This window comes from Microcoleus sp. T2B6, assembly GCF_036700475.1.
Classification (GTDB): domain Bacteria; phylum Cyanobacteriota; class Cyanobacteriia; order Cyanobacteriales; family Microcoleaceae; genus Microcoleus.
This window is the reverse complement of sequence record NZ_JAUBOZ010000009.1, coordinates 31837-44737: the sequence shown is the minus strand read 5'-3', so window position 1 is coordinate 44737 and position 12901 is coordinate 31837. Positions and strand designations below refer to the sequence as shown.

The following is a 12901-nucleotide window of genomic DNA, read 5'->3' as shown; positions in this document are numbered from 1 at the left end:
TTGTAGACGCGGTTTCAACCGCCGTCTTAGTTTTTGTAGACCTGGTTTCAACCGCCGTCTTATCGTACAAACAAAATACAAATGAAAGATTTTTGGGATTCTATTTTAAGTTTTTCTCAGACTACTGTCAAGACAGTCGGCGAGCAGTTTTTGAAAGATTTCGGTTCTGCACAAGCAGATGAGAAGGATGATGGGAGTTTGGTTACGCAGTCTGATAATTGGGCGGATGCGGAGATTAGAAGTGCGATCTCATCTGCTTTTCCCAGTCACGGGATTTTGAGTGAGGAAGGAGAACACGTTTTCCCAGATAATGAATGGTGTTGGGTTGTCGATCCTTTGGATGCTACAACTAATTTTGCTAGGGGAATTCCGATTTGGGGGATTTCTTTGGGCTTATTGTATCGCGGAACTCCGGTTTTTGGCTGCGTGCATTTGCCGCCGGTGAATCAATCTTTTCACGGTTTTTATGCAGGGGATTTGGCGGGCGACAATGTATTGGCAAATATGCCTCAAGGTGCGTTTTTGAACAATCGGCCGATTTGTCCCACTGCTGATAAGATGAGCGGGAATCATATTTTTAATTTGTGTTCGCGGAGTGTGGGAATCGGGCCTCATCTTCCGAGTAAAATTCGGATGTTGGGCATGGCTAGTTACAATTTTTTGACGGTGGCTTCGGGTGTGGCTATGGGAGGGGTGGAAGCGACTCCGAAAATTTGGGATATTGCGGGGAGTTGGGTAATTGTGAAGGCTGCTGGTGCAGTTTGGTTGCCGCTGGAGTCCCAGGGGATTTTTCCGCTGGAAGTGGGGAAGAATTACGGGAGAGTTTCTTATCCGACTTTGGTGATGAATCGGCAGGAGTTGGTGTCGGTGTTTTTGCCGTTTGTCGAGGCTTGGAAGAAGAAAAAAATGGGGTAATTTAGGTGAAGCGAAGCTATGCCGTAGGAAATCGAACAATTATTAAATAAAACTGCAGGGCAGGCGTAACGGAGGAGTCTCCCACGCCTGCCGTGCTGTTTGGAAGAAATATACCGACCGATGACCGATAGTTCAAGTATGCCTACTCTTGTCTATTTCTGGCAATCTGCGATCGGGTGGTTTTATTTTACGTCGATCGGGTGATGCGGTTTCGGTACAATTTGTGGTAATGTTTTCACGAGCTATTATCTCTCGGAAATAAAATTATACCCGTTTTCAAGTAGAGGCATAATGGAAAATACGTTTACTGCGGTCTTGGAAAAAGTAGATGAGCGGTATATTGGCTAGGTCGAAGAGTTAGCCTGTGGGAAGATACAATAAAAAACCTGGGAAAAAACTCAGAAAATTATGCGGTTTGCGATCGAACTAATCTCGATAGCACAATTCTCGCATCCGATGTGCTGACAGCGGCAGTCCCAATTCTACCAGCGTTTGTAAATACTCGTCAGGCGTTTTTGGCGGATTTTTGAGCCTGATTCTTTGTTTCTCGGCTGCTTTGCATACACCTTCAAACTTTAAGTTGAGAAAGCGTAGGATAAAGTCATCTGGGTGCAGCGGTTCAATATTATATTGTTTGAGATTCTCAGTAGGAAAATCCCTGAGATTGAAAGTAACGATAAAATCCGCGCGAGAATGAATTGCTGCTGCTAGAACGTGCCGATCGCCCGGATCTGGAAGTTCCAAATCTGGTATAATTGGCTCGTAGCCAGTCACCACACAATTTTTAATGCTTGCATTCATCAGATTTTTGGTTCTGGCAAGCCGTTCTAATGTGAGATTTGGATTGTTCAGAAGCACGTTTCTTATCCACTCGCCGTGAATCTCTTCTGTCCACCTCGGCTCAAACACATCACCCACGGCTAATTCCATCAGAAAATCGCGGAGTGCGGCTGAATACAAAACATTAGCATCGCAGACAACTTTTACAATTTCCATGAGTTAGTCGTACAAACCGAGTGCTTCTGATTCTGCGACAAGTTCGTCAAGCAATTTACTTCTTTTGTCATAATCCTGCTTTTTATATTTCATTACATCTTCATAACGTATCCGGCGACAGGTGCGTACCATTTTGTAAGGAATTTCGCCCGAATCTAATAACTGCCACACATACTCGCGGGAGACATTCAGTATGGCCTCAACCTGCCAGATATCGAGTTCCTCAGTAATTGGAATCAGCTTGACAGTATTGCCGCTGCTTGTCTGTTGTAAAATCGCTAACAGCAGTGGCAATGCTGCTGCAGGTATGTCAATTGTCTTTCCCTCTTTTTCGTTTAATATCAATTTGAGGGATTCGCCAGACGGATGATTTTGCAAGTGCGATTCTAAAGCGCGGCTGCTGGTTTTGGCAACGGCTGCTTCTGCTGCTGTCGGCAAAGCAGGTGCTGAGTCGGGATCTCCGGTGAATGTCATGTTAATTTGGGGGTGAGAATAACAGGCAATCAATTATAATTGTAGCAATTTGAGAATGCGATCGCCAAAATCGAGCAAGGATGTTAACCTGTGGCATACAGCGACTTTACAACTTTAGCGAAAGTTAGAGAATCTTTTAATTTAACCGTAGAAGAACCTTTAGATTTGTTTAGTGATATCCCAGAGGTACAGCCAAGTTCCTATTTGCAAACTACTTTAACTGAAAACCTGTCTTTAGCTACTGCAATTAATACAGAAAAGGCTCGCGCTGAATTAATTATTGCTCCAATATTATTGGAAGTCAGGCGGCAATTTAATTTTCAAGTTGGTTTTTTCTCTGGTTCTGAATTCAATGTAGATGTAGAAGCGGGCTTAAACGGGTATTGCGATTATATTCTCACTGCATCGAAGGATTCCTATGAAATTCGTGCCCCCGTAATTACTCTCACAGAGGCTAAGAATGAAAGTATTAAATCCGGTTTAGGCCAGTGTATTGCAGAAATGGTAGCCGCCCAATTATTTAATCAGCGCAGCGGAGAGCAAATTGAAAGCATTTATGGGGCTGTTACTACGGGTACTGATTGGAAGTTTCTTAAATTGAGTAACAGCACAATTTTTATTGACAAGCGAGACTTTTTTGTTAATGAAATTAGTCGGATATTGGGCATTTTAACAATGCCGTTTCAAGGCTTTTATTCTATGAATCGCACTTGATGCAGCCAGCGAAATAACAGATACTAGGATAGGGACACAACATTGCTGTATCCCTACTGCAAAATGAATTTATTGCCTCATGCGATTAATTTCGACAGCACATTAGACAACTTAGCACCTAGATTCTCAACAGCGTCCTGCTGTTTGGGATCTTTCATCGTACCGTCAGTATTAAATGCTTCAAAAGCTTGGGGAATTGCTTTCTGATCCGGGAGCACCAATACGTTAATATTCCCCAGGATCGATCGCAAATGAACCAATCCTCGCAAACCCCCCATTCCGCCTGGGGAAGCACTCATAATTACCGCTACTTTGCCAGTAAATGCCACCAATCCCGGTTCACCCGGTGCTGGGCGCGATACCCAATCGATCGCATTTTTCAACACAGGCGTAACTGAACTGTTATACTCAGGGGAAGCTATCAAAAACCCGTCATGCGCTACCATCAATTCCTTCAATTTGCGGGCATTTTCTGGCACTCCCTCTTTTGCTTCCAAATCTTCGTCAAATAGCGGCAGCGGCAAATCGCGCAAATCTACATAAGTAACTTCTGCGCCCGCCGCCGTAGCCCCAGCCGCCGCAACTTTCACCAGCAGTTTGTTGTAGGATGCTTCGCGGGTACTCCCGGCAAATGCAAGTATTTTTGGTCTATTGTTCACGGTATTTCCTGATATTTTGACAAGATAATCTTGACATTTCCAAGCTATATTTTAGCAAAGGAAGGCGATCGCTGTCTCTTGCCTTAACATATATTAGTTAAATAAATAGTCACCAATAAAAAACCGGGCCGACGTGACTGAAAGCATCCAGGATACCCGCCACGTGATTCATTCCTTCGCAGACTCAGGACCGGTGAAATAAAAAACCTGTATCCGATGAAACTTGCCGAACGTATTTATCCGTGGGGCCAATGCTTCAATCTAAAATCTAAAATCTAAAATCTAAAATCGATTGACTGAGGAGTCTCCCACACCGGGCGCGCGGTTTGTAGTAAATATAACCGACGGATGACCGATATGTAAAGTGTGCCTTGGTGCATCGAGTTTCTGCAATCTGCGATCGGGTGATGCGGTGGGGTCAAGTTTATATTAAGTCCGATCGTCGATCGCGCAATCTTTGGGCAACATTCAACTTAAGAAACACCAAAATAATTTTTTAGAAAACACAAAACAGCAGTACAAAAAGGCTGGTATCGCCCTTCCCCATTCATTTGTTGACAAACTTGAGCTAATAATTCTGCCTCTTCCTGTGTTATTCCTTCCAGTGCTTCAAATGCTTGCTTTCGTCCCTCTGTTAAGTCAAAATGATTGAGTCCCCAAACTTTAATGGTTGTTTGAGCATCTTTTTGATGAGCTAAATTATTTGCAGTTGGCAGTATCTCACCAGTGCTAGAGTAATCAAAAAATTCTTCACAGTTGGCTTGTAGTGGCGAAACCCCGATCGCAAGATTCTTCTTCTTATTGCCACAATACTCTGGCCAATTTGGATATCTGCCACAAGAGCTTAGCATATTTGTGTAATCAAGAGATAATTCGGAATCAGTCTTGCTCTGGGGGGCTAGATGTTCAATATGGCTATTGCTTTGCTCAACTCTCATACAGCAGTAGCAGCAAATATAGCCTTGTTCACTTAGCAAAGAAATGTGTACCGCTTTTTTCTCAGGGTTGGAAAGATATTTGTAATCATAGTTGACACCGAGAGACTTCTGTATAGCCTTCCAGTCGGAAAATTTTTGAGGTTCTTTCCCCTTTTGAATATATTTCATTTAGTGAGAATTTCCTTGCGTTGAATTAGCCAATCTGCTCTCACAAATTCAGGATCTTCTTCTACCATTCGGTGTGCTAATTCTTGGCGCAATTGCCGTGCATTTCCGAGTTCGCCCTTGTCTATCAAGCGAAACAATTCACGTAAAGATTCTCTAATTTGCTGCGGACGTTCTGGAGTTCCCATAAGCGTTTCTAGAATCCGATTGCTATCTTTCCCAAAGGAGGGTACTCGATCGATCGCAATTCCTTCAGATGTTGACCTCAAAAGATGAACCCATTTGAGATCGCTGATTACCTGTGGCGAATGAGTCGTAATTATAAACTGGCAATTTGGGAATGTTTTTTTCAGATTCGGAATAATCGCCCGTTGCCATTTTGGGTGCAAGTGTAGCTCAATCTCGTCAATCAAAACAACGCCGGAACCCTCAAGCGGATTGCAATCTGGATTCGGATTTGCGATCGCCAAACGCCTTGCTAAATCTCCTGCTAGTGCTAACAAGCATTTTTCACCATCGGATAGTTGATTGACGATCAGTTCATCGCCTTGTTTGTCTGCCGTCATTCGCAAAGGCGATCGCCTAACCCGTAAATTTGAAAAGCCGTCTAGTAAGTTAGCGATCGCATATCTGACTGCTTTTAGTTCGCGATCGCGATACTGATCGGAATCATTTAGTCGTACTTCGTTTTCTAAATCTTCCCGATCTCTAAACCATTCAAAAAAGCGCCTAAAATCGATTTGCCCTCCCGTGAGAACCTCGTCATAAGCAGTTATCTGCTCAAACGAATGTTTCGTCCTAATCTTCAAAGGAATATCAAGTACGGCACGGTTAGTTGGGTAGTAAACAGCCAGAGGCAATGCTGCGTAAGAATTAGCCTCTAACTCACTGTGTATGCGATCGACAACTCTTTTTAATTCCCCAAGGTTGCTGCTAGTATCCTTGCTTCGCCCTTTACTGACCTTGGTTAAAGACCATACCACTTCCGGCCAGTCATTGATTGAAATTGTAATTTCGTTGTGAGTTTCTTTGCATCCTTTTTTGATATCATCTTCGTTGAAAGAACGTCCATTACTATTGGGAGTTTGAATTCGCTTTGTCAGCCAGGAGAGAAGAATAGCCAAACACTCAAGTATGCTGGATTTTCCCACACCGTTGATACCGATGAACACGGTCGGCTCATCTGTATCAAACTCCAGGGTCAAATCGCTGATGCCTCGGAATGAGTTCATTTTTAGACGCTTGACTTTCACGATTTGGTTCTCGCTCTGGCTTAGTGGGTTATATTTTTGAGATCATATCAAATCAATGCTGCCAAACAAAGTCAGCAATGGGTCTATCTGCCGACAAAGGAAGATTTTCAGTGGAATTGAATAAAACCGATCGCATTTTTACCTTCCCGACTCCCAAACGCCTCTCGACGCGACTGGGAATGCCGTAACCGTAAATAATGTGCCCTTTTCCCGCCAACACCACAACTTGATAGTCGGGGTTTGCTTGGACAAATTCAGCTATTTTTTCCGCCATAGTTTCGTCCCACAAAACTTGGGCTTGCAAGAATCTTTCAAAAGCCGTACTATTTCCCTGTCCTGCCTTTTGGTGTTGCTGGAAAACTTCTAGCAGCAGTTGCCGATATTCGGCGTTGTCAGTGCGAATTTCGGATATTGGCGGAATGTGCTTTTTTTCCTCCGCAGTGAGGCTTTCTAAACCTTGACGGGCAACTTTTCTCGTTACTTCGGATGGTGTATTTAAGGCGAGGACGGGTAGTTGATTTTCTTTGGCAAACCGCAAAATGGGGGCGTAAGATTCCCAGGGAAAACGCCATCTGCGATCGTACTCTGTTTGCTCGACTAATTGCTCCTCAGTCAGTTTACCTGCTAAGTAGTTGTCGATCGCACTTTGAAAGGGACGCTGAAACATTTCCATCGCGATCGCAATTTTCCGATTTTGCCGCTGCATTTCTCGGATAATCGCCAGTTGAGCTTGGTGGTCTTCCGCGCTATCGTGGGTTTCTCCCAGATACACGACTTTTGCCTTCACCAACTGTTGCAGAATCTCTTGGTTAGTGTAAGTCTGCCCAGGTTGAGGGTTCGCCGTGGTTGGAGCAGCCGCTGCACTGCTGCACAGTAGAAAGATACTCAGCGATAAGGCGCACAGTTTGATGAGTTTGGTTGTTTTCATACAGATATTATGCCGTTTCTCGCAGCAGCAGGCACAGCCGGACTCTAGTATTTTAGCTGAGCAGCTAGAAAGCTCAATGCTTAATTTAACTTCATAATTATCTGCAGTTACTTCTAAAAATGTAAAGTTTAGTTGCAGGTACTTGCACTTCTAGAAGAAGGTGCTAAATTAATAATATGAAGCGAACAAAAAGCTTCTCTGACAGATACAACATCTAGATACCGCAGCGAAGTTCACAATAGAATCTAAGGAGTAAAACGCTGTCTAATCTCACATCTGTCTCATCAAAAACCAATAGCAGCACCCACCAACAAAGCTGATACTTCCTCAACTAATTAGACGGGAGCAATGCAAATGAATCCGAGGATTATTGCAACTCCACATCGAAGTTGAAAAAAGAGGAAATCACTCGGTACATATGGCTGGGTGCTGTTGTTGTTAAAGTTGTTATTAAAAGAAATTTTCGGTTTGTGATGTTTTTTTCAGTAGAGGCAGAGCCTCTAGATATGCGTTACCGGGCAGAGCCGGGTAACGAGCATAAAAGGAGAAACACTAGAAAATTAGTCGAAAATTGTTTCGTCTTCCTTTCGCCACGCGGGATCGACGATACAAATAAATATTAGCGGCTCTGTGCCACAGTTGTAAATAAACTGCTTGGCGTTTGGCGGAATGTAAACTGCATCTCCGGCTTCCACGAATTGATTTTCGTCGTCGATGTGCATCTCCCCAAGACCGCTGAGGATGTAGTAAACTTCAGAAGTTGTTAGGGAGTGCAGCGCAGAAGTTTGTCCCGGTGGCAAAGTGGCGTGGGCTAAACTGTAACCCAAATCTACAGCTTGTTTGTCTGGATGCAGCAATTCTCGCAGTTGAGTACCGTCGCCAGCAATAAACTCATCGCAGGCATTTAGCTTTTGAATTAGCATTCTTTCCCCTCTCCTGAAAATCTCTTTACCACAACTTAAGTTTAATTGAAAGAGCCAGAGATGTTAAGAAATATGTAAAGTAGCGGCCGGATTTTTTAACCGTAAATTCCCGAATGCCCTCGATAATCAGGACAGTCGATCGCATCTTCAGATAAAGCTATAGTAGGCTGAACGGGACACTTGAGGTGGTAGTCGCCCGTGAAAAATACGCAGTTAGCACAAGGGATTTGGTGCATCCGCTGAGCTCGGCGCATCAAGTCGGTGACAGTACGCCCGACACTCAAACACAGCAAAAAAACTATGCCCCAGGCGGACACAAAACACAGCGGGACTAAAATAGGCTGTATTGCCTTAAGCAAAAAGTAAAGCATAGCAAGAAAATTTAGCGGTATAAGCCACACATACATTACAGTAGTGGAATTGCCGATCGATCGACCAAAAAGTTTAGAATCCTTTACAGCTCGATCGAGAAACCGGGCAATTATGGGATGATAAGGAACAGTCCTTAAATAAAATTAGAGGAAATCCGTTATGACTCTGCGATTAGGCGACACAGTTCCGAACTTTACCCAAGCTTCGTCTGAAGGCGAAATCAATTTCTACGACTGGGCTGGCGATAGCTGGGTCGTGTTATTTTCTCACCCGAAAGACTATACTCCAGTTTGCACCACAGAACTCGGTGCAGTGGCCCGTCTAAAGTCTGAATTTGAAAAGCGGGGCGTCAAAACCATTGCCCTCAGCGTCGATGATGTGGATTCTCACATGGGCTGGATTAAAGATATTGAGGAAACTCAAAATGTTACCCTCAATTATCCGATTTTAGCAGATGGCGATCGTAAAGTCTCCGACATTTACGACATGATCCATCCCAACTCGCTAAACAACTTAACAATCCGCACAGTTTTTGTGATTGACCCGGAAAAGAAATTGCGTTTGAGCATTACTTATCCGGCGAGCACTGGTCGGAATTTTAATGAAATTTTGCGAGTAATTGATTCCTTGCAACTTACGGACAAATACAGCGTTGCGACTCCGGTTGATTGGAAAGACGGCGACGATTGCGTCATCGTACCTTCGATTACCGACCCCGCAGAATTGGCAGAGAAATTTCCTAAAGGTTATACGCCGATTAAGCCTTATTTGCGGATGACTCCTCAGCCGAATAAATAGGTTTAGCATTCCTGGACACAGAACCTAATTAGGTAAGGTGTGCACTGCACACCTTACCTCTATAATTCGCACGTAATATCAAATCCGTTGACATCGGAATTATTATCTCTCTCTTCTCTTTCTCTGTGTTCTCTGTGCCCTCTGTGGTTTAATCATTCCGATACAACCGGAATTGATCCCACACCAGCTTGTAGCTAGGACTTGAGTCCTTAATCCTGATTTTTGAGCACTCAAGTGCTAACTACAAACAAAGAAATTGTGCAATTTTGTGTAAACACTTTAGATAGGAGGAAAGGTCAAATGCTGTCATCAACAATTGTATTGCGAATACCGCCCAAATTGCAAATGACAGACGACGAGTTTTTCGAGTTTTGTCAAATCAATAGTGAGTTACGCATTGAACGCAACAAATCGGGAGAATTGCTAATTATGCCCCCTACTGGTTCGGAGACGGGAAACCGAGAAGGTAATATATTTGGACCGCTGTGGGTTTGGGCAGAACAAAATGGTACTGGTTTAGCGTTTACTTCGAGTACAGGATTTACTCTGTCCACAGGTGCCCAAAAGTCGCCGGATGCTGCTTGGATAAAATTGGAAAGATGGAATGCTTTGTCACCCGAACAAAAGCAAAAATTTGCCCCGATTTGCCCTGATTTTGTAGTAGAACTGAGGTCTGCTTCTGACAATCTCAAGCCCTTGCAAGAAAAAATGCAAGAATATATGAGAGAACCCGGAGTGCAGTTAGGCTGGTTGATTGACCGCAAAAATCGCAGAGTTTATATTTACCGTCCTGGTTTGCCAGAGGAATGTTTGGAGAATCCGGCTACCGTTAGCGGCGACCCCGTTTTGCCGGGATTCGTACTCAATATGAGCAAGATTTGGTAAAACTCCTAGCAATAAATATCAACTTCTTGTAAAAATTAATAATAGGATGCAAACACGCAAAAAATATGGATATCAAAAACGGCTTTGTAGGCACAATCGGCAACACGCCACTAATTCGGTTAAACAGCTTCAGCGATGAAACTGGCTGCGAAATTCTCGGTAAAGCAGAGTTTCTCAATCCCGGCGGTTCCGTTAAAGATAGGGCTGCTTTATACATCATCAAAGATGCAGAAGAAAAAGGCTTGCTGAAACCGGGCGGCACCGTTGTTGAAGGCACTGCGGGCAATACTGGCATCGGTTTGGCCCACATTTGCAACGCTAAAGGTTACAAATGTATGATTGTGATTCCCGATAACCAATCTCAAGAAAAAATCGATGCTTTGAAAACCTTGGGCGCTGAAGTTCGGACTGTTCCCGCTGTTCCTTACAAAGACCCAAATAATTATGTCAAATTGTCGGGAAGATTGGCTTCCGAAATGGAGAATGCAGTCTGGGCAAATCAGTTTGACAATTTAGCCAATCGCCGAGCTCATTACGAGACAACTGGCCCGGAAATTTGGGAACAAACAAACGGTAAAATTGAGGCTTGGGTAACAGCTACCGGTACCGGCGGCACTTTTGCTGGCGTAGGAATGTTTTTGAAAGAAAAAAATCCTGCTGTTAGAATTGTCTTGGCAGACCCGATGGGCAGCGGGCTTTACAGTTATTTCAAAACTGGGGAAATTAAGACTGAAGGTAGTTCGATTACTGAGGGAATTGGCACCACTCGCGTCACTGCAAATATGGAGAATGCCCCGGTAGATGACGCCATCCAAATTCACGATACTGAAGCTGTCCGGGTGATTTACCAACTGCTGAGGAAAGAAGGGCTGTTTATGGGCGGTTCTGTGGGGATTAATGTGGGGGCGGCTGTGGCTTTAGCGAAGCAAATGGGGCCTGGACATACGATTGTTACGGTACTCTGCGACGGCGGGGCTCGGTATCAGTCGCGTTTGTTCGATAGACAATGGTTGGCTTCCAAAGGTTTGTCACCAGATTAACCGTAGGGTGCGCTGAAGTCTTAAGCTGTCCCGCATCTAAATTGTATTTTTCGGGCGGGCGGGACGCCCAACCCCTACTCCCCACAATAATTTGAGGAATTCAAAGCGATTGAATGCAATTCAAGTTTAATGAGTTGTGGGATGGGCTTCTAGCCCGTCCAAAGTTTTTAACGACTTTCCTACAATCTGGGCATATATGGCTACACCTATTCCCATGATAAAAAGGTAGCATATATTCAGCCGACTGTCAACTAAAAAATATGAAAATTATCCAATCTTCTAGACAAGTTCTCGTTTGCCAGAACCGCACTTGTCGCAAGCAAAATTCAGCAAAGGTACTGGCAGCTTTTCAGCAATTGTCGCCCTCAGAAGTTGAAGTGGTTGCTAGCAGTTGTTTGGGACAGTGCGGCAACGGGCCGATGGTATTGGTGCTGCCAGAAGAGGTTTGGTACAATGGTGTTTGCCCTGAAGAAGTTGCGGCCATAACTGAGCAACATTTGCGGGGAGGAAAGCCGGTGGAGAGGATGCTTTATCGCAAGTTTCACCGACTTTCTAAGTAGTCGATCGCCCTCGTTTAAAATTCTTCCGCAAACAACCGGCGGAGAATTTCCGTGACTTCGGCGCAAAATCTGGCGTCGAGTTCGATCGCTAGGCGATCGACACTAGTGGAACCGCCTACAGGTTTTTCTGCCCGCAAACTCATGGCTAAAGTTCTGAGTTTTGCCGGCTTTCCCGCCGCTTTCGGCCGCTCGTCAACAAACCGCACTAAAGCCACATAAACTGTTTCTAGGGTTCCCCTGATCGAGCTGAGTCCGTAACCCAATTTTGAGATAATTACTGGAGAAGTGATAAGGCTATCCATCCCCAAAGTTTTAATTGCTACGTCCACATATCGAGCGCTGTCATGTCCCATTGCTCTGACAATGCTTTCTAAGCTGTTCCACTGAGATGCTTTCATGCGCGATCGCTGTTCGATGTGGAAGTGCCATCCTAACATGGAAATTAGCCTGGTCAAATCATAAGCAGATACGGTATTACTTTGTTTGGTACTGTTTAATGCCGCACTTAGCAGCACTTGTTTTTTGGTGAGATCGAAGATTTTTGGGTTGTTGTGATAAGGATTTTCGCCGTAATCGCCGCGAAAAATTAGGTCATTATTGCCAGTAGCGCTCTTCAGCCATTGCTCTAATCCTATGCGAGTATCGAAGCGTTTGAACATCGCGGCTAAGGAGTTTGAACTACCTATATTTGAGGCATAGCTAATCATGTCTTTTGCTACATCGTAAAAGTAAAAATCGTGTCTTAGCCCGTTGCCATCTCTAACAACGCAGTTGTCAATGTCGCAGTCGGGATATTTGCTATTTACTTGACTGACGATATTAAGGAGTGGGATAATTTTAGTGGCACTCCACTGCTCAGCTTTGGTAAGTGCGTTTTTTCCCAGCCACTGTGCCTGAATTTTGCCGTCTACAAAAGTACCAATGCAAACGCAGGCTTGTTTGATATCTTCGTGGAGGAAACTTAAAGCTTGAGAGTTAATTTGAGGTAGTTCTCCCAGGCTGGGAAACGGAGTAGGTTTGAGGGGATTATTGGGGCCGGGAATAGAGCTAATTACTTTTAAGCCGTCGGGTTTCTGTTTGAGATAATCGGGATAGTTTTTAATGTGTTGTTGGTAAGGGGATTTTTCAATGCCCCGGTCTAAAAAAGCTAGTTTGTTTATGTTAGCTTGGGCATCTATTTGCATTTGGAGGTAGTTTTTGTAGATGCGCGCTCGGTCTTTTGCGAGTTCGAGGGAGGTGAGGTTCATGATAATTGTTGGCAGCTTGTTACGAATAAGTAAA

At 44.2% G+C, this 12901-nt stretch carries 15 protein-coding genes; 6 read left to right on the top strand and 9 right to left on the bottom strand.

The features are described 5' to 3' along the window. Positions 1 to 81: 81 nt before the first annotated feature. Positions 82 to 915, top strand: coding sequence for an inositol monophosphatase family protein (locus QUA00_RS06200; protein WP_333409080.1), 834 nt, complete (start codon positions 82 to 84; stop codon positions 913 to 915). 426 nt (positions 916 to 1341) lie between these two features. Here QUA00_RS06200 and QUA00_RS06195 read toward each other — a convergent pair whose 3' ends face one another. Continuing rightward, positions 1342 to 1911 (bottom strand): PIN domain-containing protein, encoded by a 570-nt coding sequence (locus tag QUA00_RS06195; RefSeq protein WP_333102314.1) that lies wholly within the window; start codon positions 1909 to 1911, stop codon positions 1342 to 1344. Between the two features lie 3 nt (positions 1912 to 1914). Beyond that, complete coding sequence (locus QUA00_RS06190; protein ID WP_333102315.1) at positions 1915 to 2385, bottom strand: excisionase family DNA-binding protein; 471 nt, start codon at positions 2383 to 2385, stop codon at positions 1915 to 1917. Positions 2386 to 2475: 90 nt separating this feature from the next. Between QUA00_RS06190 and QUA00_RS06185 the strand changes: the two genes are divergently transcribed. Then, positions 2476 to 3099: a hypothetical protein gene (locus QUA00_RS06185; protein WP_333312704.1), complete on the top strand. Its 624-nt coding sequence runs from the start codon at positions 2476 to 2478 to the stop codon at positions 3097 to 3099. 77 nt (positions 3100 to 3176) lie between these two features. Here the strand turns inward: QUA00_RS06185 and QUA00_RS06180 are convergent, their stop codons facing one another. The 6 genes from QUA00_RS06180 to QUA00_RS06155 form a co-directional block, all read right to left on the bottom strand. Then, positions 3177 to 3758 (bottom strand): NAD(P)H-dependent oxidoreductase, encoded by a 582-nt coding sequence (locus tag QUA00_RS06180; RefSeq protein WP_333409078.1) that lies wholly within the window; start codon positions 3756 to 3758, stop codon positions 3177 to 3179. Between the two features lie 473 nt (positions 3759 to 4231). After that, positions 4232 to 4864 carry a retron system putative HNH endonuclease gene (locus QUA00_RS06175; protein ID WP_333409076.1) on the bottom strand — a complete coding sequence of 211 codons (633 nt, stop codon included), beginning with the start codon at positions 4862 to 4864 and terminating at the stop codon, positions 4232 to 4234. Next, on the bottom strand, positions 4861 to 6114 hold the full coding sequence (locus QUA00_RS06170; RefSeq protein ID WP_333409074.1) for an AAA family ATPase: 1254 nt from the start codon (positions 6112 to 6114) through the stop codon (positions 4861 to 4863). Before QUA00_RS06170 ends, QUA00_RS06175 begins: the two co-directional genes overlap by 4 nt. A 52-nt stretch (positions 6115 to 6166) precedes the next feature. Beyond that, the gene (locus QUA00_RS06165) at positions 6167 to 7042 is read right to left on the bottom strand and encodes a ChaN family lipoprotein (RefSeq protein ID WP_333409072.1); all 876 of its coding nucleotides are present in this window, start codon (positions 7040 to 7042) and stop codon (positions 6167 to 6169) included. A 560-nt stretch (positions 7043 to 7602) separates the two neighbouring features. Next, positions 7603 to 7965 (bottom strand): cupin domain-containing protein, encoded by a 363-nt coding sequence (locus QUA00_RS06160; RefSeq protein ID WP_333409070.1) that lies wholly within the window; start codon positions 7963 to 7965, stop codon positions 7603 to 7605. Positions 7966 to 8060: 95 nt separating this feature from the next. After that, a complete protein-coding gene (locus QUA00_RS06155) occupies positions 8061 to 8336 on the bottom strand; it encodes a hypothetical protein (protein WP_333409139.1) in 276 nt (91 codons plus the stop codon). Positions 8337 to 8496: 160 nt separating this feature from the next. On the opposite strand from QUA00_RS06155, the gene QUA00_RS06150 reads away from it, so the two are divergent. The 4 genes from QUA00_RS06150 to QUA00_RS06135 all read left to right on the top strand — a co-directional run bounded on the left by QUA00_RS06150 (position 8497) and on the right by QUA00_RS06135 (position 11620). Beyond that, complete coding sequence (locus QUA00_RS06150) at positions 8497 to 9135, top strand: peroxiredoxin (RefSeq protein WP_333033773.1); 639 nt, start codon at positions 8497 to 8499, stop codon at positions 9133 to 9135. A gap of 300 nt (positions 9136 to 9435) precedes the next feature. Further along, complete coding sequence (locus QUA00_RS06145; protein ID WP_333409069.1) at positions 9436 to 10020, top strand: Uma2 family endonuclease; 585 nt, start codon at positions 9436 to 9438, stop codon at positions 10018 to 10020. A gap of 65 nt (positions 10021 to 10085) precedes the next feature. Beyond that, the gene (locus tag QUA00_RS06140; protein ID WP_333409067.1) at positions 10086 to 11060 is read left to right on the top strand and encodes a cysteine synthase A; all 975 of its coding nucleotides are present in this window, start codon (positions 10086 to 10088) and stop codon (positions 11058 to 11060) included. Between the two features lie 260 nt (positions 11061 to 11320). Then, positions 11321 to 11620, top strand: coding sequence for a (2Fe-2S) ferredoxin domain-containing protein (locus QUA00_RS06135; protein WP_333280909.1), 300 nt, complete (start codon positions 11321 to 11323; stop codon positions 11618 to 11620). A 14-nt stretch (positions 11621 to 11634) separates the two neighbouring features. On the opposite strand, the gene QUA00_RS06130 is transcribed toward QUA00_RS06135, so the two are convergent. After that, on the bottom strand, positions 11635 to 12867 hold the full coding sequence (locus QUA00_RS06130) for a hypothetical protein (protein WP_333409065.1): 1233 nt from the start codon (positions 12865 to 12867) through the stop codon (positions 11635 to 11637). Positions 12868 to 12901: the final 34 nt, after the last annotated feature.